This window comes from Ovoidimarina sediminis (genome assembly GCF_032586175.1).
GTDB lineage: Bacteria > Pseudomonadota > Alphaproteobacteria > Rhodobacterales > Rhodobacteraceae > Ovoidimarina > Ovoidimarina sediminis.
On record NZ_JAWHTE010000011.1, the window covers coordinates 1 to 20049 of the forward strand.

General features: G+C 66.8%; 18 protein-coding genes. 4 read left to right on the forward strand and 14 right to left on the reverse strand.

The window, feature by feature from the left end; all coding sequences use genetic code 11:
* Positions 1 to 156: 156 nt before the first annotated feature.
* From RXV90_RS13455 to hemC, 3 genes are all read right to left on the reverse strand, one after another.
* On the reverse strand, positions 157 to 1698 hold the full coding sequence (locus RXV90_RS13455) for a sensor histidine kinase (protein WP_316649290.1): 1542 nt from the start codon (positions 1696 to 1698) through the stop codon (positions 157 to 159).
* 242 nt (positions 1699 to 1940) lie between these two features.
* Positions 1941 to 2675: a transcriptional regulator FnrL gene (fnrL, locus tag RXV90_RS13460; RefSeq protein WP_316649291.1), complete on the reverse strand. Its 735-nt coding sequence runs from the start codon at positions 2673 to 2675 to the stop codon at positions 1941 to 1943.
* 104 nt (positions 2676 to 2779) lie between these two features.
* The gene (gene hemC / locus RXV90_RS13465; protein ID WP_316649292.1) at positions 2780 to 3724 is read right to left on the reverse strand and encodes a hydroxymethylbilane synthase; all 945 of its coding nucleotides are present in this window, start codon (positions 3722 to 3724) and stop codon (positions 2780 to 2782) included.
* Positions 3725 to 3828: 104 nt separating this feature from the next.
* Here hemC and hemE point away from each other — a divergent pair, with 104 nt between their 5' ends.
* Positions 3829 to 4863 carry a uroporphyrinogen decarboxylase gene (hemE, locus tag RXV90_RS13470; RefSeq protein WP_316649293.1) on the forward strand — a complete coding sequence of 345 codons (1035 nt, stop codon included), beginning with the start codon at positions 3829 to 3831 and terminating at the stop codon, positions 4861 to 4863.
* Positions 4864 to 5086: 223 nt separating this feature from the next.
* Here hemE and cobS read toward each other — a convergent pair whose 3' ends face one another.
* The 3 genes from cobS to hemF are packed head-to-tail and all read right to left on the reverse strand — an operon-like array spanning position 5087 to position 7739.
* Complete coding sequence (gene cobS, locus RXV90_RS13475) at positions 5087 to 5845, reverse strand: adenosylcobinamide-GDP ribazoletransferase (protein WP_316649294.1); 759 nt, start codon at positions 5843 to 5845, stop codon at positions 5087 to 5089.
* Positions 5842 to 6855 carry a nicotinate-nucleotide--dimethylbenzimidazole phosphoribosyltransferase gene (gene cobT, locus RXV90_RS13480; protein WP_316649295.1) on the reverse strand — a complete coding sequence of 338 codons (1014 nt, stop codon included), beginning with the start codon at positions 6853 to 6855 and terminating at the stop codon, positions 5842 to 5844. The genes cobS and cobT overlap by 4 nt, the downstream gene beginning before the upstream one ends.
* Positions 6846 to 7739: an oxygen-dependent coproporphyrinogen oxidase gene (hemF, locus tag RXV90_RS13485; protein ID WP_316649296.1), complete on the reverse strand. Its 894-nt coding sequence runs from the start codon at positions 7737 to 7739 to the stop codon at positions 6846 to 6848. The genes cobT and hemF overlap by 10 nt, the downstream gene beginning before the upstream one ends.
* Before the next feature lie 106 nt (positions 7740 to 7845).
* Here hemF and RXV90_RS13490 point away from each other — a divergent pair, with 106 nt between their 5' ends.
* A complete protein-coding gene (locus tag RXV90_RS13490; RefSeq protein ID WP_316649297.1) occupies positions 7846 to 8226 on the forward strand; it encodes a hypothetical protein in 381 nt (126 codons plus the stop codon).
* Positions 8227 to 9006: 780 nt separating this feature from the next.
* On the opposite strand, the gene RXV90_RS13495 is transcribed toward RXV90_RS13490, so the two are convergent.
* Genes RXV90_RS13495 through clpS form a run of 3 tightly spaced genes read right to left on the reverse strand, consistent with a single transcriptional unit; the run spans position 9007 to position 11151 of the window.
* Positions 9007 to 9810 carry an SDR family NAD(P)-dependent oxidoreductase gene (locus RXV90_RS13495; RefSeq protein ID WP_316649298.1) on the reverse strand — a complete coding sequence of 268 codons (804 nt, stop codon included), beginning with the start codon at positions 9808 to 9810 and terminating at the stop codon, positions 9007 to 9009.
* A complete protein-coding gene (locus RXV90_RS13500) occupies positions 9807 to 10799 on the reverse strand; it encodes a methyltransferase (protein WP_316649299.1) in 993 nt (330 codons plus the stop codon). The genes RXV90_RS13495 and RXV90_RS13500 overlap by 4 nt, the downstream gene beginning before the upstream one ends.
* A gap of 25 nt (positions 10800 to 10824) precedes the next feature.
* Entirely contained in the window at positions 10825 to 11151 is a 327-nt protein-coding gene (clpS, locus tag RXV90_RS13505) for an ATP-dependent Clp protease adapter ClpS (protein WP_316649300.1), read from the reverse strand.
* Positions 11152 to 11255: 104 nt separating this feature from the next.
* Between clpS and RXV90_RS13510 the strand changes: the two genes are divergently transcribed.
* A complete protein-coding gene (locus tag RXV90_RS13510) occupies positions 11256 to 11975 on the forward strand; it encodes an HAD family hydrolase (RefSeq protein WP_316649301.1) in 720 nt (239 codons plus the stop codon).
* Between the two features lie 267 nt (positions 11976 to 12242).
* On the forward strand, positions 12243 to 13577 hold the full coding sequence (locus RXV90_RS13515; RefSeq protein ID WP_316649458.1) for a D-alanyl-D-alanine carboxypeptidase family protein: 1335 nt from the start codon (positions 12243 to 12245) through the stop codon (positions 13575 to 13577).
* A gap of 13 nt (positions 13578 to 13590) precedes the next feature.
* On the opposite strand, the gene RXV90_RS13520 is transcribed toward RXV90_RS13515, so the two are convergent.
* From RXV90_RS13520 to RXV90_RS13540, 5 genes are read right to left on the reverse strand one after another with little or no spacing between them, the layout of a single operon-like run.
* The gene (locus RXV90_RS13520; RefSeq protein WP_316649302.1) at positions 13591 to 14022 is read right to left on the reverse strand and encodes an HIT family protein; all 432 of its coding nucleotides are present in this window, start codon (positions 14020 to 14022) and stop codon (positions 13591 to 13593) included.
* A gap of 55 nt (positions 14023 to 14077) precedes the next feature.
* Positions 14078 to 15682 carry an ABC transporter ATP-binding protein gene (locus RXV90_RS13525; RefSeq protein WP_316649303.1) on the reverse strand — a complete coding sequence of 535 codons (1605 nt, stop codon included), beginning with the start codon at positions 15680 to 15682 and terminating at the stop codon, positions 14078 to 14080.
* Positions 15679 to 16881 (reverse strand): ABC transporter permease, encoded by a 1203-nt coding sequence (locus tag RXV90_RS13530; RefSeq protein WP_316649304.1) that lies wholly within the window; start codon positions 16879 to 16881, stop codon positions 15679 to 15681. The genes RXV90_RS13525 and RXV90_RS13530 overlap by 4 nt, the downstream gene beginning before the upstream one ends.
* A gap of 5 nt (positions 16882 to 16886) precedes the next feature.
* On the reverse strand, positions 16887 to 17969 hold the full coding sequence (locus tag RXV90_RS13535) for a microcin C ABC transporter permease YejB (RefSeq protein WP_316649305.1): 1083 nt from the start codon (positions 17967 to 17969) through the stop codon (positions 16887 to 16889).
* A gap of 14 nt (positions 17970 to 17983) precedes the next feature.
* Positions 17984 to 19903 carry an extracellular solute-binding protein gene (locus tag RXV90_RS13540; protein WP_316649306.1) on the reverse strand — a complete coding sequence of 640 codons (1920 nt, stop codon included), beginning with the start codon at positions 19901 to 19903 and terminating at the stop codon, positions 17984 to 17986.
* Between the last annotated feature and the right edge of the window lie 146 nt (positions 19904 to 20049).

The following is a 20049-nucleotide window of genomic DNA, read 5'->3' on the forward strand; positions in this document are numbered from 1 at the left end:
CCTCCCAGACAGGATGAATCACAAATCAGCTCCAACAGGAATCCCCGCGATTCAGGTTTTCAGTCGGATGCTTTAGTGGGGGCTGTGCGTCCCCCCGGCGGTCGGACGCTGGCCCGGCTTGTCGCTTGATTGGCCCTTGGCCGCGGTTACCCGTTTTCAGTCGTCCGGCGGCAGCGGGATTTCCAGCCGGCAGCGGAAGGTGCCGCCGCCGATCTCGCGCGAGAGGCTGCCGCCAAGCTGGCTTTCGATCATCATCTTGAGCAGCTTTTCCCCGAAGCCCGAGCCGCCCGTCTTGGCGTCGTCGCCCGGCGTCACGTTCCGTTCGCGCCAGTCGACGGCGAGAACACTGTCGGGGCCGATCACCCAGGAGATCTCGAGCGTGCCGTCGGCACCGGAGAGCCCGCCGTATTTGACCGCGTTCGTCACCAGTTCGTGCAGGGCCATCGACACCGGCTGTGCCTTGAGCGGCGGGACGAGAACCTTCGGCCCCTCAAGCGTGATGCGCCCGGGATCGTCGGGGGCGAAGGGGGCGAGTTCCTGCCTCAGAAGATCGTCGAAACCGGCGCCGGCCCATTTCTGCGAGGACAGCACCTGGAGGCTGTTGCCGAGCGCGCGGGTGCGGCGCATCAGCGACTCGCGGAACGCCTCGACATCCTCGGCCTCGGTCATGCGGATCAGCGCCTGCGAGACGCCGAGCATGTTGCGGGCGCGGTGATCGATTTCGTCGGTCAGGGCCTTTTCACGCTCCTGCGCGCGCTGCCGTTCGATCGCGCGGATGATCCGTTCGAAGACCTGTTCGGCGGTGGCCACCTCTTCATCCAGCCAGGGCTGATCCTTCGGGCGGTGGACGAAGAGGATGGTGCTGAGCTCTCCCGACCGGTGGAGCGGAAGGGCGAGGACGGCGGCCGCGCCGAGGGCCGCAAGCGTGCGGGCTTCGTCCTTGTCGAGGCTTTCGGTACGGTCGATCCGCACCACCTGCCGGTTTCGCAGGGCTTCGGCGATGGAGCCGAGCTGCGACCACGGGAAGGTCGATCCGATCTTTTCCGTTCCCTCCGCCGTCCATTCGGTGTGGATATGAAGCTGGCCGTCGTCTTTGTCTTTTTCGCGTACGCCGACGCGGATCGCGCCGAGGTGTTCGCCAAGCAGGCGGCATCCCGCCTCAAGCGCGCTTCGCGAATCGGCGCTGGCGCGCAGGGTATCGGCGAGGCGGAGGAGAAAGCCCGTCTGCCGCTGTTTCAGCACCTTCGCGGTGGTTTCCTGGCCGGAGTTGAAGATGCCCTCGATCGCGCCATCCTCGCCGCGGATCGGGGTGAAGTTGTAGGACCAGTAGGTTTCCTCTTCATAGCCGAAACGGCGCATCGGCAGGAACTGGTCATCCAGCGCAAGACCTTCGCCGCTTTCGATTACCTGCGTGAACTGCGGCTCGATCACGTGCCAGATATCGGACCAGACCTCGTTCGCGGGCTCGCCGAGGCAGGCCGGATGCCGGGGGCCCGGGATCGTAGACCAGGAATCGTTGTAGAGCAGGCGGAGGTCAGGCCCCCAGTAGATCGCCGTCGGAAAGGCGGAGTTCAGGCAGATGCCGAGGGCCGATCTGAGCGACTGGGGCCAGGTTTCGATCGGGCCGAAGGGGTGCGCGGACCAGTCGAATTCGCGGATGCGCCGGGCCATCTCGCTGCCGCCGGCGAGGAAGCTCATGGGCGTCCGGTCTGGGCTCTGGCGCCTCAGCATCGATCTGTGTTCCCGTGTGACCCCGGCAGTCCGGCCCGACCAGCCGGGCGCGGTTTGATGATCGGGCCGCACTCCTCCCAAGGCTGTATTATAATCTACGATGCAACTTTCGCCATGTCCGAATGCGCGGTGTTCCGCCAGGCGAGAAAGGGGTTTCTCCGGCGGCGCACCCCTGCGCCCCGAGGAAGCCCGGTTCTGTCGGACACGCCCTAGAGCAGGCGTTCGGCCTCGTCGCCCGCTTCGGCCACCAGCCGGCGGATATCCGGCACGGTGAGCTGGCGGGTGCCTTCGAGCTCGATCACCCCTTCGCGCTTCAGCGCCGAAATCTGGCGGCTGACGGTTTCGAGGGTGAGGCCGAGATAATCGGCCATCGCCTCGCGCGTGAGCGGCAGGGTGAGCGTGGCGCGGCCCTTTTCGAGCACCTGCTGGATCTCGCTGTCGCGGCGGACGATGATCGTCAGAAGCGTCGCGATTTTCTCGCGCGCGGTCTTGCGGCCGAGAAGCAGCATCCAGTCGCGCGCCGCGTCGAGTTCATCAAGCGACATTTCCAGAAGCCGCTGGGCGACGTTGGGTGTCGAGAGAAGAAGCTGTTCGAACGGCCGCTTGCGGAAGCAGCAGACGGTGACGTTGCTGACCGCCGTGACGTTGTAGGGTGCGGTGTCGCGCCCCGGGCGGCCGATGAAATCGGATGGCAGGAGAAGGCCCACCATCTGGGTGCGCCCGTCTTCCATGGTTTGCGACAGGGTTGCGACGCCCTCGACCACCGAGGCCACGAATTCCATCCGGTCGCCCGCCCAGATCATCGTCTGGCCGGCGTTGAAGCTTCGGTAGTACTTCATGTGCTCGAGTTCGAGGAGTTCGTCGGGTTCGCACCGCGCACAGACCGCCCTGTGCCGAATCGGGCAGGACGAGCAATTCTTGAAATCGGGCGTTGTCAGGTTCATCGCGCACTCCCCAGGACAGCGTCACGTCAGGTCACTGCCCTTGAGCTTATCAGTATGCGGGCCGGTCCGAAACACCGCCCTTCGCAGGCGGATTGCCCCAGGGCTCAGCGCCAGTCGAAAAAGCCGTCGCCGGCCCGGCCGAGCAGGGTCTGGGCGAGATCGCGGCCCGCCGCCGCGCCATCCTCCACCGGGACGGTGAGTTCGTCGGCGATCGACTCGGACCCGTCGGTGCGCAGGATCTCGCCCCGGAGCCGGAGCGTGCCGCCGTCGATTTCCGCAAGCCCCGCGATGGGGGTTTCGCAGGAGCCGCCGAGGGCGGCGAGAAAGGCGCGTTCGGCGGCAAGGCGCTGGCCCGTGGGGCCGTGGTGGATCGCCTCGAGCATCGCGGCGGCGCGGGCATCATCCTCGCGCCGTTCGATGCCGATGGTGCCCTGGGCGACGGCCGGCAGCATCTCGTCCGGTTCGATGGCGGAAGAGGCGATATCGGCCATCCCGAGCCGGTTCAGCCCCGCCATGGCGAGGAAGGTGCAGGCGGCGACGCCATCGTCGAGCTTCTTCAGCCGGGTCTGGACGTTGCCGCGGAATTCAACCACCTCGAGATCGGGCCGCCGGTTCAGAAGCTGGGCCTTTCGGCGGAGGCTGGAGGTTCCGACACGCGTGCCCGCGGGCAGATCGGCAAGATGCCGGGTGGCGCGGGAGAGGAAGGCGTCGCGCACATCCTCGCGCGGGAGATAGCAGGTGAGGCAGAGGCCCTCGGGCTGGTCGACCGGCATGTCCTTGGTGGAATGCACCGCGATGTCGATCTCGCCCGCCAGCATCGCCTCTTCGATTTCCTTGGTGAAAAGGCCCTTGCCGCCGATCTCTTTCAGCGGCCGGTCGATGATCTTGTCCCCGGTCGTCTTGATGACGACGATCTGAAACGCCTCGAACGGCAGATCGTGGGCATGGGCGAGCCGTTCGCGGGTTTCGTTGGCCTGCGCCAGCGCCAGCGGCGAGCCGCGGGTGCCGATGCGGAACGGCTTGGCGGGAGTGGGCATCTCGATTGTCATAAGCGCATGATTACCCGCGTCAATTCTGCCTGACAACTGGATGCGTCTTGACATTTTGACACGGGTCCAAGACCACCGGGAAGACGCTGGAGAGGACGAACGTGATGGCAGAGACGAAGGCGCTGATGCGCGCGCTGGCCGGGGAGACGCAGGCGGTGCCGCCGATCTGGATGATGCGGCAGGCGGGGCGCTACCTGCCGGAATACCGGGCGACGCGCGAGAAGGCGGGGGATTTCCTGTCGCTCTGCTACAACCCCGAGCTGGCCGCGGAGGTGACGTTGCAGCCGATCCGGCGCTATGGGTTCGATGCCGCGATCCTGTTTGCCGATATCCTTCTGGTGCCGGACGCTTTGGGCGCGGATCTGTGGTTCGTGACCGGCGAAGGGCCGCGCCTGTCGACGATCACGAGCGAGGCGGATTTCGGCAAGCTGAAGGGTGCGGAGGACATTCACGACCATCTGGCGCCGGTCTACGAGACCGTGCGGATCCTGTCGCGGGAGTTGCCGAAGGAGGTGGCGCTTATCGGTTTCGCCGGGGCGCCCTGGACGGTGGCAACCTATATGATCGCGGGCCGGGGCACGCCGGATCAGGGCCCGGCGCATGCCTTGAAGGCGGAGGACCGGGCGCTGTTCGAGGCGCTGATCGGGCGGCTGACGGAGGCGACGATCACTTATCTCTCCGCCCAGATCGAGGCCGGGGCGGAGACGGTGAAGCTGTTCGACAGCTGGGCGGGATCGCTGAAGGGCCAGGATTTCGAGGATTTCTGCGTGGCGCCGGCGAAGACGATCATCGCGGCGCTGAAGGCGAAGCATCCCGGCGTGCCGGTGATCGCGTTCCCGCGCGAGGCGGGCGAGAAATACATCGGCTTCGCGAAGGCGACGGGGGCGGATTGCGTGGCGCTGGACAATTCCGTTTCGCCCGAATGGGCGGCGGAACATGTGCAGGCCGATGGCTGTGTGCAGGGGAACCTCGCGTCGTCGCATATGGTGACGGGCGGCGAGGACCTGGTGCGCGAGACGCGGCGGATCGTGGAGGCGTTTTCCGGTGGCCCGCATATCTTCAACCTGGGCCACGGGATCACGCCGGATGCGGACCCGGCGAATGTGCAGCTGATGATCGATACGGTGCGGGGCGGGTAAGGCGGGCCTGCGCCTCAACAGGAGGCCAGTGCAGGCCCGTGGGGCTGCGCCGCGCGGTTTCGCCTGAGCGCTTTATGGGGCAAGCGCGTCTGCCGCATCGCTGCGCGGTATCGTCAGCAAAAGCGCAGACCCGTGGGGACGGGCCTGCGCTGGCCGGGCGGCTGGCGCCGCTGTTAACCGGCCCTTGGCCGAAAAGCGTGACGATTGCGGAAGTGCGCGCGGCCTAGAGAACGGCCAGAACCGCCAGGTAGACCCCCGCCTCGCTTGTCTGCTGGACCGCGCCGAGGCAATCGCCGGTATAGCCGCCGAGCCGTTTCTCGAACACGCGGCGCATGGCGATGTGGCCGAGGATCAGCCCCAGCGCCCCCGCCAGAAGAAGCCGCGCGTCGCCCGCCAGCGCAAGCGGCAGGCAGGCGAGACCCCCCGTGATCCAGGCAAGCCAGAGCCCATCGGTGCCCGTGGCGATGGGTTTGCCGGTGCCGTGATCGCGGACATATGTGCTGGTCGCGATGACGAGGACGCTGGAGGCGCGGCTTGCCGCATGGCCCGCGACCAGAAGCCAGGGGACGAGCGCGGCGGGCAGGCTGGCCAGGGCCGCGATCTTCGCCGCGACGAGAAGCCCGAGGCCCAGCGCGCCATAGGTGCCGAGGCGGCTGTCGCGCATGATTTCGAGCGTGCGCTCGCGCGAGACCGCGCCGCCCAGCCCGTCGCAGCAATCGGCGAAACCGTCTTCGTGGAAGGCGCCCGTCAGGATCACGCCCGCGGCGGTGGCAAGAAGCGCGGCGAGGAGCGGCGGGACGACCTGCGCCGCGCCCCAGAAGACGAAGCCCGCGATGCCGCCGATCAGGAGGCCGACGGCGGGATACCAGCGGGGGGTGGCGGACATGCGCGCCTCCGACCAGTCGGGCGACACCGGGATGCGGGTCAGGAACTGGACGGCCAGGAGGAAGATGGCCCATTCCTCGGTCAGCCGCGCCCTCATCCTTCGCGGCTGACCCCGGCGCTTTCGAAGCTCGCCATTTCGCGGAGCATGGCACCCGCGGCCTTGACGAGCGGCCAGGCGAGAAGCGCGCCGGTGCCCTCGCCGAGGCGGAGGCCGAGATCGAGGAGCGGATCGGCGCCGAGATGGGCGCAGAGGAGGCGGTGGCCGGGTTCGGCGGAGAGGTGGCAGAAGACGAGCGCGTCCTTCACCGCCGGATCGAGCCCGATCGCGAGGGCGGCGGCGGCGGTGGCGATATAGCCGTCGACGAGAACGAGGCGGTTTTCGGACGCCGCGCCGAGCATGGCGCCCGCCATCATGGCGATCTCGAACCCGCCGTATTGGGCAAGCGCCTCGGCGGCGTCGAGGGTGGCGGGGGTGCGGGCGGCGGCCTCTGTCAGGATGTCTGTCTTGGCCTTCAGCCCGGCATCGTCGAGCCCGGTGCCGCGCCCGACGAGATCGGCCATCGGGCGCCCGGTGAGCTTGGCCGCGATGAGTGCCGCGGCAGAGGTGTTGCCAATGCCCATTTCGCCCAGGGACAGCGCGTCGGTGCCCGCCCCGGCCCCGAGCGTCCGGCCCGTGGCAAGGGCCGCATCGCGCTGGGCGGGTGTCATGGCGGGGCCGTCGAGCGCATTGGCCGTGCCCTCGCCGATCCGCTCTTCCAGAAGGTCCGGAAGGCCGAGCGGGCCGCCCGCCACGCCCGCATCCACGACGGCGAGGGACGCGCCCACGGAACGGGCGAAGACGTTCGAGGCCGCGCCGCCGGCCACGAAATTCGCGACCATCTGGCGGGTGACCTCCTGCGGGTAGGCGGAGACGCCGGCGCGCGCGATCCCGTGATCGGCGGCGAAGACGATATGGGCGAGCGTTCCGGTGCGGGGCGCGAGCGTGCCTTGCAGGCGGGCGATCTGCCCCGCGAGGGTTTCGATCCGGCCAAGCGAGCCCGGCGGTTTCGTCTTGCCGTCGATCGCGGCCTGCAGCGCGGCGTCGAAGGCGGGGCCGCTTAAGTCCATTTCGCGACCGGTGGCAGGCTCATCAGGACCGCGTTCGCGTCATGGCCGGTTTCCAGCCCGAATTTCGTGCCCCGGTCGTAGACGAGGTTGTATTCGGCATAGAGCCCGCGATGGATAAGCTGGGTTTCCTTGTCGTCCTCGGACCAGGCGGTGTCACGGCGGCGTTCGACGAGCGGCACGAAGGCCGGCAGGAAGGCGCGGCCCACATCCTGGGTGAAGGCGAAATCGGCCTCCCAGTCGCCGGTGGTGTGATCGTCGAAGAAGATGCCGCCGACGCCGCGCGCCCGGCCCCGGTGGGGAACGAAGAAGTATTCGTCGGCCCAGTCCCTGAACTTCGGATAATAGGCGTCGGAATGAGGCGCGCAGTGGCGTTCGAGCACGGCGTGGAAATCGGCCGTGTCCCCGGCATATTCGATGCATGGGTTGAGATCCGATCCGCCGCCGAACCACCAGGCATGCGGTGTCCAGAACATCCGGGTGTTCATGTGGACGGCGGGCGTGTGGGGGTTCTGCATATGGGCGACGAGGCTGATCCCCGAGGCCCAGAAGCGCGGGTCGTCGGCCATGCCGGGGATACCCTTGCGGGCGGCCATCGCGGCCTGGGCGCGGGCGCCCAGCTGGCCATAGACGGTGGAGACGTTGACGCCGACCTTTTCGAACACCCGGCCGCCGCGCATCACGCTCATAAGCCCGCCGCCCGCGTCGGTGCCGTCGTCGGAGTGGCGCCGGGTTTCGGAAACCTCGAACCGTCCGGCGGGCCGATCCGCGAAGGGGCCGGTCGACTGCGTGTCTTCCAGCGCCTCGAAGGCCGCCACGATCTGATCGCGCAGTTCGCGGAACCAGGCGGAGGCGCGGGCTTTGCGGTCATCGAACTGTTCGGTCATGGTGTTCCCCTGTCTTGCGGGCAAAGGGCTAGCAGGTTTCGGCCCGTCACGGCAACGTGCGTTCTGACGCTTTCGCTGGGGCGGGTTGGTCTGGTAGGATCGGGGCATGACCAGGGTTCGCTTTCATATCGTTCTGGGGCTCTGCCTCGTGCTGGCGGGCTGCGCCACGACCGAACAGCGCTGCGTCGCGCAGGCGACGCGGGATCTGAGGGTGATCGACGTGCTGATCCTCGAGACCGAGGCGAACCTCGCGCGCGGCTATGCGATCGAGACCGAGACGACGGTGTCGCCGCGGCTGAGCTTCTGCACAGGGTACCGGGACCGGGTGGGGGTGAGCTTCTGCACCGGCGACCGGCTGGTGGAGCGGGAGCGGGCGGTGGCGATCGATCCGGTGGCGGAGCGGCGGAAGCTGGACGATCTGCGCGCGCGGCGCGTGGTGCTAGCGCGGCAGGCCGAGCAGGTCGTGGCGGGGTGCCGGGCGGGATAGCGATGCGGGAGGTCCCGGCGCAGGGCCGGGACGGCGGTTGGCACATGGCGGTGCGCCGCGCGGGCGTCAGGCCGTGTGCCGGAACGCAGAGAGTGATCATTGAAGCCGGGGGCTGAGCCGCGCGGTCGACAGACCGTGGGCTGGCGAACCGACGGTCGGGCGGCGGGGTTTATTCCGCAACCCCGCACGCCGAATAGGCGGAGCGCCCAGCCTCACACTATCGCCAGCCCGCCGGACGGTCTGGCCCTCTCGGCAGATTTCGCGGTGCGAATTCGCCTGCCGGGCAGTGGATCGCGTGGCGGCTTCGCCGCTGTTCACGCCGGGGTTCGAAGTGCGGAGGGGGAAGAGACGCGGCGTGCAGGGTTGTGGCCGTATCGTCAGACCGGGGGGCGGTCTGGCCCTCTCGGCAGATTTCGCGGTGCGAATTCGCCTGCCGGGTAGTGGATCGCGTGGTGTTCGGGGCACAGACAACAATCATTGAAGCCGGGTGCTGAGCCGCGCGGTCGACAGACCGTGGGCTGGCGAACCGACGGTCGGGCGGCGGGGTTTATTCCGCAACCCCGCACGCCGAATAGGCGGAGCGCCCAGCCTCACACTATCGCCAGCCCGCCGGACGGTCTGGCGATTGCGTGGCGGCTTCGCCGCTGTTCACGCCGGGGTTCGAAGTGCGGAGGGGGAAGAGACGCGGCGTGCAGGGTTGTGGCCGTATCGTCAGACCGCCGGCCGGGCGGTGGATCGCGTGGCGGCTGCGCCGGTGGTCTCGCCCGGGGTGCGGGGCGCCTAGTGCGCCGCCGCGTCCACCGCGTCGACAAGGGTGCGGCCGCCATCGACCGTCAGGATCTGCCCGGTCATGAAGCCCGAGCCGTCGGACGCGAGGAACTGCGCCACCTCGGCGAGTTCGCCGGCGCTGGCGATGCGCGATAGGGGCGTGTGGTCGATGATCTTTTCCCGCACTTCCGCGTGTTCCTTGAGCGTGCCCTGGAGCGACGCGCTCATCACGCTGCCGAAGGCGACCGCGTTCACGCGGATCCGGTGGGGCGCGAGGGCCACGGCGAGGGAGCGCGTGAGCTGATCGAGCGCCGCGGAGCTGACGGAATAGGCCAGAAGCTCGGGATGGGTGCGCTGGGCGGCGATCGAGGAGAGGTTGATGATCGAGCCCGCGGGGCCCTCGGCCTCTTCTTCCTCGGCCTGCTTGATCATGCGGCGGGCGAAATGCTGCGACAGACGGAGCGAGGTGATGAGGTTCTGGTTCAGAAGCTGGGTGACGGCATCGTCATCGGGGTTCAGGGGATCGGACGACAGCATCTGGCGGCTGGCGTTCACCAGGATATCCACCCGGTCGAAGGCGTCGATCGTGGCCGACAGCAGGTTGGCGATGGTCAGCTTCTCGCGCAGGTCGCCGACGAAGATGCGCATGTTGCCGTCGTCGCTGGTTTCGTCGAGTTCGGAGCGGAGCTTCTTCTCATCCATATCCGCGAAGACGACATTCGCCCCGCGATCGGCGAAATGGCGGGCGATGGCGAGGCCCACGCCGTTGGCGGCCCCGGTGACGACGGCGGTCTTGCCAGCGATCGAGAAGCTCATGCACGTGTCCCCGTTTTGCGCGGCCGCGCGGCGCGCAGCAGCTTGTAGGATCGGTCTCCGCCGATTTCCGCGGCCTCGCCGAAGCGATCCGCAAGGTGTCTTTCGTAGGGAAGATGGCGGTTCGCGACAAGGAAAAGCTGGCCCTTGGGCTTCAGAAGCCGCTGGGCGGCATCGATGAAGGCCTGGCCGAGGGCCGGGTCGCTGGCGCGATCGGTGTGGAAGGGCGGGTTGGTGACGATGGTGTCGAACTGTGCGGGCGCGCCCCATGAGCGCGCGTCGGCCCATTCGAAGCGGGCGCGGGGATCGGTGATGGCGCGGCGCGCGGCGTCGAGCGCGCGTTTCTCGGCCTCGATCAGCGTGCAGGTTTCGACCGTGGCCCGGGTGAGGATGGCCCGCGCGAGAAAGCCCCAGCCCGCGCCCAGATCGGCGACATGGGCCCCAAGCTTTTCCGGCAGTGCCGCGGCGAGGCGTTCGGAGCCGGGATCGGGGTGATCGGCGGAAAAGGTGCCGATCGGCGCGAGAAGGCCGGGGGCGACGGGTTGGGGGCCGGGATCGGCCCAGTCATCGAAGGCCGCGCCCGGGGCCAGGACGGCGAGCTTGCCGTGGGCCTTGGAGAGAACGCCCGTCACCTCGGCCCGCTTGCGAAGCGCCTTCAGGATCGATTCGACGCCATCGGTTTTCTGCCCGTCGATGACGATGGGCCCGGTGGTGATGCGGGCGGCGTGGGCAATCAGAGCCTCGGCATAGGCACGCGACTTCGGGAGGAAGACGAGAGTGAGGGCCGCGCTGTCCGGCAGATCGGTGGTAACGGCGAGGCCCTTCCGTTCGAAGGCCTCGTAATCGGGGCGGAACGTCTGGAAGACCTCAAGCGCGCTGTCGTTCAGCGGCGTCAGATCGGTGCCGGCGCGGGGTTGGAGGGCGACGGTGGCGCCTTCAGCGGGCAGCGCGAAAAGACCCTCTGCCAGTGCGGTTTCAAGACGGGAGGCCATGGATCGGCGGAGGGGCGTTGCCGCCCTACTCCCGCTCCATCGTGCATTGCAGGGGGTGCTGGTGGCGGCGGGCGAAATCCATCACCTGGCTGACCTTGGTTTCCGCGACCTCGTGGCTGAAGACGCCGACGACCGCGACGCCCTTCTTGTGCACCGTCAGCATGAGTTCGAAGGATTGCGCATGGCTCATCCCGAAGAATCGTTCGAGGACGTGGACGACGAACTCCATCGGCGTGAAATCGTCGTTCAGCAGCAGCACCTTGTAGAGCGGCGGGCGCTGCGTCTTCGTCTTGGTTTCGAGCAGGACACCACTATTGCTCCCGTCCTTGCCGGGGGTGTCCTTGTCGGCCATCGAAATGATATCGGTCGGGAGCACGGAACCTGAAGCTACAATGATTGCTGAACTCGGGCTTGCAATATAGTGGCTGATCGGCCCGTGAAAAGGGGGTGTTTGGCATGAGACAGGCCGGTGCGCTGGATGTCGTGGCGTTCGATGCGGATGACACGCTCTGGCACAACGAGCGGTTCTTCCAGCTGACGCAGGCGCGGTTCGCGGCGCTTCTGGAGGATTATGCCGACGCCGATCACCTGGGCGCGCGGCTTCTTGACGCCGAGCGGCGGAACATCGGGCGCTATGGATACGGCATCAAGGGCTTCGTTCTGTCGATGATCGAGACCGCGCTGGAGGTGACGGAGGATGCCGTGCCGGCCCCGGTGATCCGCGAGCTGATCGAGGCGGGCCACGAGATGCTGGAGCATCCGATCGACCTGTTGCCCCATGTGGCAGAGACGCTGGAAGCCCTTGCGGGCCAGTACAGGCTGGCCCTGATCACCAAGGGTGATCTGCTGGACCAGGAACGGAAGGTGGCGCAATCGGGCCTGGGCGAGATGTTCGGCGCCGTCGAAATCGTGGCGGAGAAGAACGCGGCCACCTATCGCGAGGTGTTCGGAAGGATCGGCACGGCGCCCGAGCGGGCGGTGATGGTGGGCAATTCGCTGAAATCCGACGTGCTGCCTGCGCTGGCGGTGGGCGCGGCGGGCGTGCACGTGCCCCATGCGCTGACCTGGGCGCTGGAACACGAGACTGCGCCCGAGGCGCATCCGCGATTCTTCCGGCTTCCGGATATGAGCGGGTTGCCGCCGTTGCTGCGCGATCTCGCGGAAAACAGCATCTAGTGGTTCACGCAACGTAAACCACAAGATCCTGTTATCACCCCTTGATGCCCGAAAAATGCCTGAATTTAAGGTATTTTTTGGGACCCGCCGCTATGTTAGCGTGCAGTCAAATCAATTCGGACAGGGCATAAAGCCCTGCCATCAGAGGCAGATATTGGGGCAGGCGACGTGATACACGCGCAGGGTCGACGGGCGGTTTGCGCCCTTTTCACGGGAATATTTCTGGTCATTTCAGCTGCCGGGGCGCTTGCCGCACCCTATGCCGCGATGGTGATGGATGCGCGATCGGGCGAGGTTCTGCATTCGCGGAACGCCGACACGCGGCTTCACCCTGCATCGCTGACCAAGATGATGACGCTTTACATCGCCTTCGAGGCGGTGGAGCGGGGCGAGATTTCGCTGGACACCAAGCTGAAGATTTCGCCCAAGGCGGCGTCGGAGCCGCCCTCGAAGCTGGGGCTGAAGGCGGGGCAGCGGATCGCGTTTCGTTATCTCATTCGCGCCGCGGCGGTGAAATCGGCGAACGATGCGGCGACCGCGATCGCGGAGGCCGTCGAAGGATCGGAGGCCGCCTTCGCGCGGCGGATGAACCGGACGGCGAAGGCGCTTGGCATGACGCGGACGACATTCAAGAACGCCCACGGGCTGACCGAGGCGGGGCACCTGTCGACGGCGCGCGACATGACGATCATGGGGCGGCGGCTGTTCTATGATTATCCGCAATATTACAACATCTTCTCGCGCCGCTCGACCCATGCCGGCGTGCGCGAGGTGGCGAACACGAACCGCAAGCTTCTGGCCGCCTACAAGGGCGCGGACGGGATCAAGACGGGATACACGCGGGCGGCCGGGTTCAACCTCGTCGCCTCGGCGGAGCGGGGGCAGGAGCGGATCATCGCGACGGTGTTCGGCGGCCGGTCGACCGCGACGCGGAATGCGCGGGTGGCGGAACTTCTGGACATGGGATTCAAGCGGGCGCCGACCCGGGTGGCGGTGCGCAAGCCCGCGCCGCCGGTTTATGCCGAGGAGCCGGGCACCCCGGCCACGACGCTGCGGACGCTGGCGGTGGTGAAGAGCCTGAGGCCCGAGGCGCGGCCCGATCTGGCCGTGTCGGCGCCGGTGGCCGTGGCAGCGGCGGAGACCGTCGAGCCCGAGGTGATCGAATCGTCGGTGGCCGAGGCGCTGGCGGAGGCGCTGGTGGACCTCGACCAAGGGGCGGCCCCGGTTCTGCCCGCGATCGCGCCCAAGGCGCGGCCGGTGACGGCGGCGGGCGCGGTGGCGCTGGCGGCGCTTGAGACCGAGGCGGAGCCCACGCCCACCGAGGAGGCCGGGGAACAGATCGTGACCCGGATGACGACCTCTGGCGGGCGGCACTGGGGCATCACCGTGGGCCGGTTCGGATCGCGGCAACAGGCGGAGCGGATCCTGCTGCAAACCGCATTGCTGGAGCTTGGGACGCTGGACGAGGCGCTGCGGAAGGTGGTGCAGCGGTCTGGCGGCTATGAGGCGAACTTCGTCGGCATGTCGGAGGAGCAGGCGGATTTCGCGTGCCGGCGCCTCAGCGCCCGGAACGTCGATTGCGCGACGATCGGGCCGGGGTGATCTGACCCGCGCGTCAGAGTGCGGCGGACAGGCGCGCCGCCATATCGGCCAGCGCCGCGTCGGCTTCGGCTGGCAGGGATCGAAAGGTCAGATCCGTATTCCGGATGTAGCGCCGCGAGGTGATGTCGTCCTTCTGCTGCATCGGGAAGAGATGGGCATGGGCATGCGCGATATCCCCTCCGGTGAAGAGAAACGCGACCCGATCCGTTCGAAATAACCGCTTCTGGAGACATGCGAGGCGTTTCGCGAGGCCCATGATTTCGGCGCTTTCGGTATCCTCAAGCAGGTCGAACGTCTCGACATGCCGGAGGGGAACGATCTGCACGTGCCCGGGGCGGATGGGCGCGTTGTCGAGAAACGCGAGCACCCCGTCCGATCTGTAGACCTCGTGGCACGGGGCCGCGCCCGTGGCGAAATCGCAGAAGAGGCAGGAGGCGGCGTGCATTCCACAGTCTAGGCGCGGATCAGGGCGCGCCGCCACTTCTATCGCGCCCTGACCCTCAGGCCACCTCTCCCGGCACCGCGAAGGCGGCAGCCATGAGTTCGCGGGTGTAGGGATCCTTGGGCGCGTCGAAGATTTCGGCCGCAGGCCCGGCCTCCACCACGTCGCCGCGTTTCATCACCATCACCTTGTGGGCGAGCGCGCGAACGACCTTCAGGTCGTGGCTGATGAAGATGTAGGCGAGGCGGTAGTTGCGCTGAAGCTCGCGCAGAAGTTCGACGATCTGGACCTGCACCGTCATGTCGAGGGCCGAAGTCGGTTCGTCGAGCACCACGAGGCGGGGGCGCAGGATCATGGCGCGGGCGATGGCGATGCGCTGGCGCTGGCCGCCGGAAAACTCGTGCGGGTAGCGGTGCATGGTGGCCGGGTCGAGCCCGACCTCCACCATGATTTCCGCGACCATCTGGCGGGCGTCCTTGCCCGGCGCCGTGCCGTGGACGGTGAGGCCTTCGGCGATAATCTCTTCCACGCTCATCCTCGGCGAGAGCGAGCCGTAGGGATCCTGGAACACGATCTGCATGTCGCGGCGGAGGGGGCGGAGGGCGCGGGTTTTCAGCCCCTGGATGTTCCGCCCCATGAAGACGACGGGGCCGTCGGACGAGATGAGGCGCATCACGGCAAGCGCGAGCGTCGTCTTGCCCGAGCCGCTTTCGCCCACGACGCCCACGGTTTCGCCCTCGCGGACGCTGAAGCTGGCGGCGTTCACCGCCTTCACGTGGCCCACGGTGCGTTTCAGAAGCCCGCGCTGGATCGGGAACCAGATGCGCAGCCGGTCGGTTTCGGCCACCACCTGCGCGTCCTCGGGCACCGGCGCGGGTTCGCCCGCGGCCTCGGCCGACAGAAGCTTGATCGTGTAGGGGTGCTGGGGGTTGGCGAAGATTTCGGCCGTGGGCCCCGCCTCGACGATCTCGCCATCCTTCATCACGCAGACGCGGTCGGCGATCCGGCGGACGATGCCGAGATCGTGGGTGATGAAGAGCATGCTCATGTCTTCGGCGGCCTTCAGCTCGGCCAGAAGTTCGAGGATCTGGGCCTGGATCGTGACGTCGAGCGCCGTGGTGGGTTCGTCGGCGATCAGGAGATCGGGGCCGTTGGCGAGCGCCATGGCGATCATCACCCGCTGGCGCTGGCCGCCCGAAAGCTGGTGCGGATAGGCGCCGAGGCGGGTTTCGGGATCCTGGATGCCGACCTTGTGGAGGAGTTCGAGAATGCGTTCCCGCGCCGCCGCGCCTTGCAGGCCCTGGTGGAGGGCGAGGCTTTCGGCGAGCTGTTTTTCGAGGGTGTGGAGCGGGTTCAGCGAGGTCATCGGCTCCTGAAAGATGAAGCTGATGTCGTTGCCGCGGACGGCGCGGAGGCGGGATTCGTCGGCGCCCACCATCTGTTCGCCGTCATAGGTGATGGAGCCCGTGATCTCGGCACTGTCGGGCAGAAGGGAGACGGTGGAGAGCGCGGTGACGGATTTGCCCGACCCGCTTTCGCCCACCAGCGCCACGGTTTCGGCACGGCCCACGTCGAAGGAGACGCCGCGGACGGCGTGGCTTACGGCCCCGTCCTGGCGGAAGGAGACGCTGAGATCGCGGACGGAGAGGACGGCATCGCTCACTGGAACGTCTTCCTCGGATCGAAGGCATCGCGCACCCCTTCGAAGATGAACACCAGAAGCGAAAGCATGATCGCGAAGGTGAAGAAGGCGGTGAAGCCGAGCCAGGGGGCCTGCAGGTTCTGCTTGGCCTGAAGGGTGAGTTCGCCGAGCGACGGCGCCGAGGAGGGCAGGCCGAAGCCGAGGAAATCGAGCGAGGCGAGCGTCGCGATGGTGCCGGTGATGATGAAGGGCAGGAGCGTGACGGTGGCGACCATGGCGTTGGGCAGCATGTGGCGGAACATGATCGTCCAGTTCGAGACGCCGAGCGCCTTGGCCGCGCGGACATATTCGAAGTTTCGCGCGCGCAGGAATTCGGCGCGCACCACGCCGACAAGGGCGGGCCAGCCGAACAGGACGGCGACGAAGACGAGGAGCCAGAAACTTCGCCCGAGGATCGCGAAGAGGATGATGATCACGTAGATCGAGGGCGTGGCGCCCCAGATTTCGAGGATGCGCTGGAAGATCAGATCGAGCCAGCCGCCGAAATAGCCCTGCACCGCGCCCGCGATGATGCCGATCACCGAGGCCGCCGCGGTGACGATGAGGGTGAAGAGGATCGAGAGCCGGAAGCCGTAGATGACCCGCGCGAGCACGTCGCGCGAGGTGTCGTCGGTGCCGAGCCAGTTCTCGGCGTCGGGCGGCGCGGGGGCCGTCTGGCCGATCTTGTCGACGATGGTGTCGTATTTGTAGGGGATGGGCGGCCAGAGCATCCAGCCTTCCTCGAACGCCTCGCCGTCGATGACGCCGGTTTCGGCCATTTCGAGCGTGCCTTCGGGATCGTCGAAGCAGAAATCGGCCAGCCCGCCGGTGCGGATCAGGCATTGCACCTCGACATCGCCATATTGCGCCTCGGTCCGGAAATCACCGCCGAATTCCGTTTCGGGGTAGAAGCTGAAGATCGGGGTGTAGAAGGCGCCCTGGTAGCGGACGAGGATCGGTTTGTCGTTGGCGATGAATTCCGCCAGGAGCGACAGGCCGAAGAGGATGCCGAAGATCCAGAGCGACCAGAGCGCGCGGCGGTTGCGCTTGAAGTTGCGCCAGCGGCGCTTGTTGATCGGCGAAAGCCAGCCGCGTTCGCGTGGCGGGGCGACGGGGGCCGGGGCCTCGGCGCCCGGGGCCGGTTCTTCCACGAGCGGGGGTGTGATGTTCGGATCGGCCATGCGCCCTACCCTTCCCGCGTTTCGAAGTCGATCCGGGGATCGACGAAGACATACATGAGATCCGACAGGATCCCGACGACGAGGCCGATCAGGCCGAAGAAATAGAGCGTGCCGAAGACGACCGGATAATCGCGGGCCACCACCGCCTCGAAGCCGAGCCGCCCCAGCCCGTCGAGCGAGAAGAGCGTTTCGATGATCAGCGAGCCGCCGAAGAAGACGCCGATGAAGACCGCCGGGAAGCCCGCGATCACGATCAGCATGGCGTTGCGGAAGACGTGGCCGTAAAGCACGCGCGCCTCGGACAGACCCTTGGCCTTGGCGGTGACGACGTATTGCTTCTTGATCTCGTCGAGGAAGCTGTTCTTCGTCAGAAGCGTCAGCGTCGCGAAGCCCGAGATCGAGGACGCGAAGACCGGCAGCGCGATGTGCCAGAGGTAATCGCCGACCTTGCCCAGGGCCGAAAGCTCTTCCCAGTTGTCCGAGGTGAGGCCGCGCAGGGGGAAGATCTGCCAGTAGGAGCCGCCGGCGAAGAGCACGATCAGGAGGATCGCGAAGAGAAAGCCCGGGATCGCGTAGGCCACGATGATGAGCCCGCTTGTCCAGGTGTCGAAGGTCGAGCCGTCCTTCACCGCCTTGCGGATGCCGAGCGGGATCGACACGAGATAGGCGATGAGCGTGGACCAGAGGCCGAGGGTGATCGAAACCGGCATCTTTTCGATCACCAGGTCGACAACCGAGATGGAGCGGAAGTAGCTGTCGCCGAAATCGAAGCGCATGTATTTCAGCATCATGTCGATGAAGCGTTCGAGCGGCGGCTTATCGAAGCCGAACTGGCGTTCGAGATCGGCGATGAAATCGGGCGGCAGGCCGCGGGCGCCGATATAGCCGCTGTCGCTGCTGAGGGAATCGAGGGTTTCGGCGCCGGCGCCCGTGATGCCTTCGAGCACGTCGCCCGAGCCCTCGAGTTCTGCCAGGATCTGTTCGATCGGTCCGCCGGGGACGAACTGCACCAGCGAGAAGTTGATGATCATGATCCCCAGAAGCGTGGGGATCACGAGAAGCAGACGTCTGAGGATATAGGCGCCCATGCCGTATCAGCCCGTCAGAGTGCGCCGGATGCTTCGAGTTCGGCCTTCCGATCCACGTCGATCCACCAGAAATCGAGCTGGCCGAGGGCGTAGGGGGGAAGCGTCTCGGGATAGCGGTAGAAATCGAAATAGGCGACCCAGTGCTGGTCGTTGAACCATTGCGGGACCCAGAAGCGCATGGCGCGCAGCACCCGGTCGAGCGATTTGACGGACGCGATCATCTCGTCACGGTCATTGGCGTTGCGGATGACCTCGATCAGCCGGTCGACGGCGGGATCCTGGACGCCCGCGGAGTTGAAGACGCTTTCGGCGGCGGTGGCGGAGCCGAAATACTGTTGCAGCCCCGCGCCGGGTTCGTAGCCCATCGGGAACTGATCGACGACCATGTCGAAATCGTGGGAACGGGTGCGGTTGGTGTATTGCGAGGGGTCGATGCGTTCATAGCGCGCGTCGATCCCGGCGGCCCGCAGGTTCTGGATGAACGGGTTGTGGACCCTGTCGAAGGTCGGGCTGTCTTCGAGGATCTCGACGACCAGCGTCTTGCCGTCCTTGCGGCGGAGCCCGTCATCGCCCACGTCCCAGCCCGCCTCGTCGAGAAGGGCCGAGGCGCGGCGGAGGTTGCGGCGATCAAGCTGGCGTTCGCCCGAGGTGGGGGCCATCACGGCGGGTTCGGTGAGGATCGCGGCATCGAGGAGCCCTTCGTCGACGAGGGGCTGAAGGACCGCGACCTCTTCTGGGGAGGGCACGCCCTCGGCCGCGAGTTCGGAGTTTTCCCACAGCGAGTTGATGCGCGCGTAGAGCCCGTAGAACAGCGCCTGGTTCGACCATTCGAAGTTGAACATGAGCCCGATCGCCTCGCGCACGCGGGGATCGGAGAATTGCGGGCGGCGCATGTTGATGGCGTAGCTTTGCCCCGTGGCGATGGAACCGTCGGGGAGTTCGGCCTTGATGACGCTGCCGCTTGCGATGGCCGGGAAGTTGTAGCCTTCGGCCCATGTCTTCGACGAGTTTTCGACCCGCAGGGTATAGGCGCCGGCCTTGAACCCTTCGAAGGCCGCGAGCGAATCCCCGAAATACTCGACGCGGATGGTTTCGTAGTTCCACCGCCCGACGTTGAGCGGGTGATCCTTGGCCCAGTAATCCTCGTTCCGGCGGTAGACGATGCGCTGGTTCACATCGAAGCTGTCGAGCACGTAGGGCGCGCTGCCGAGGTTCGGCACGAGGCGGCTTTCGTCGAGCCCGTATCCGTTCGTCTCGAACCATGCCTTGGAGAAGACCGGCAGGCCGCCGACCGAGCCCACGCGGTCGCGTTTGGGGCTTTCGGGTTTGAAGGTGACCTTGAGGCGGTAGGGGTTTTCGACCTCGACACTTTCGACGATGGCGCCGAGGACGGCGCGGAACGAGGGCAGGCCCTCTTCGACGAAGATGTCGTAGGTGAACTTCACGTCCTCGGCGGTGATCGGCGAGCCGTCGGTGAAGGTGGCGTCGTCGCGCAGGTTGTAGACGATCCAGTCGCGGCTTTCGGGATATTCGACCGTGGTGCAGATCAGGCAGTAGGATGCGCCGATTTCATCGGCCGTGCCGCTGAGGAGGCTGTCGTAAAAGCTGGAGATCAGCGAGCCGCTGCGCCCCTTGCGCGTGTAGGGGTTGAAGCTGTCGAAGGTTCCCGCGCCCCAGAACGAGGCCTCGCCACCCTTCGGCGCATCGGGATTGACGTAATCGAGATGGGGGAAATCGGCGGGATATTTCAGATCGCCGAAGGTGGAGATGCCGTGGCTGACCGTGACCTCTTCGTGGCTTTCGCCGAAGGCCGCGCTTACCGCCGCCGCGCCGATCAGAAGCCCTGCGGCCCATGTCGCGGCGATGCGCCATGCACCCTCGTGAACCGCGGCGCGCGTCGCGCCGTCCCTGCGCCGAGCGGGGCGTTGCGTCATCTGAACCTCCAAAAGTGGCCTGTAACTGCCTTTGTCTGGGATTTAGAGTAAGTTTGCGAGTGTCGACTGTTCAAGGCGCGATTTCCTGAACTGTTGGTGATCCGTATGTCACCCCCCGCGCCCAAACGAAAATGCCCGGCCAGTGG

Excerpts from the sequence above, each read along its gene's own strand:
- cobS (WP_316649294.1), bottom strand. The coding sequence starts at position 5,845 with ATGAGGGCGCGGCTGACCGAGGAATGGGCCATCTTCCTCCTGGCCGTC.
- RXV90_RS13540 (WP_316649306.1), bottom strand. The coding sequence starts at position 19,903 with ATGACGCAACGCCCCGCTCGGCGCAGGGACGGCGCGACGCGCGCCGCG.
- clpS (WP_316649300.1), bottom strand. The coding sequence starts at position 11,151 with ATGGCCGACAAGGACACCCCCGGCAAGGACGGGAGCAATAGTGGTGTC.
- RXV90_RS13495 (WP_316649298.1), bottom strand. The coding sequence starts at position 9,810 with ATGAGCTTCTCGATCGCTGGCAAGACCGCCGTCGTCACCGGGGCCGCC.
- RXV90_RS13500 (WP_316649299.1), bottom strand. The coding sequence starts at position 10,799 with ATGGCCTCCCGTCTTGAAACCGCACTGGCAGAGGGTCTTTTCGCGCTG.
- RXV90_RS13520 (WP_316649302.1), bottom strand. The coding sequence starts at position 14,022 with ATGCACGCCGCCTCCTGCCTCTTCTGCGATTTCGCCACGGGCGCGGCC.
- fnrL (WP_316649291.1), bottom strand. The coding sequence starts at position 2,675 with ATGAACCTGACAACGCCCGATTTCAAGAATTGCTCGTCCTGCCCGATT.
- RXV90_RS13535 (WP_316649305.1), bottom strand. The coding sequence starts at position 17,969 with ATGGGCGCCTATATCCTCAGACGTCTGCTTCTCGTGATCCCCACGCTT.
- hemF (WP_316649296.1), bottom strand. The coding sequence starts at position 7,739 with ATGACCGAACAGTTCGATGACCGCAAAGCCCGCGCCTCCGCCTGGTTC.
- RXV90_RS13510 (WP_316649301.1), top strand. The coding sequence starts at position 11,256 with ATGAGACAGGCCGGTGCGCTGGATGTCGTGGCGTTCGATGCGGATGAC.
- RXV90_RS13515 (WP_316649458.1), top strand. The coding sequence starts at position 12,243 with ATGGTGATGGATGCGCGATCGGGCGAGGTTCTGCATTCGCGGAACGCC.
- RXV90_RS13455 (WP_316649290.1), bottom strand. The coding sequence starts at position 1,698 with ATGAGCTTCCTCGCCGGCGGCAGCGAGATGGCCCGGCGCATCCGCGAA.
- cobT (WP_316649295.1), bottom strand. The coding sequence starts at position 6,855 with ATGGACTTAAGCGGCCCCGCCTTCGACGCCGCGCTGCAGGCCGCGATC.
- RXV90_RS13490 (WP_316649297.1), top strand. The coding sequence starts at position 7,846 with ATGACCAGGGTTCGCTTTCATATCGTTCTGGGGCTCTGCCTCGTGCTG.
- hemC (WP_316649292.1), bottom strand. The coding sequence starts at position 3,724 with ATGACAATCGAGATGCCCACTCCCGCCAAGCCGTTCCGCATCGGCACC.
- RXV90_RS13530 (WP_316649304.1), bottom strand. The coding sequence starts at position 16,881 with ATGGCCGATCCGAACATCACACCCCCGCTCGTGGAAGAACCGGCCCCG.
- hemE (WP_316649293.1), top strand. The coding sequence starts at position 3,829 with ATGGCAGAGACGAAGGCGCTGATGCGCGCGCTGGCCGGGGAGACGCAG.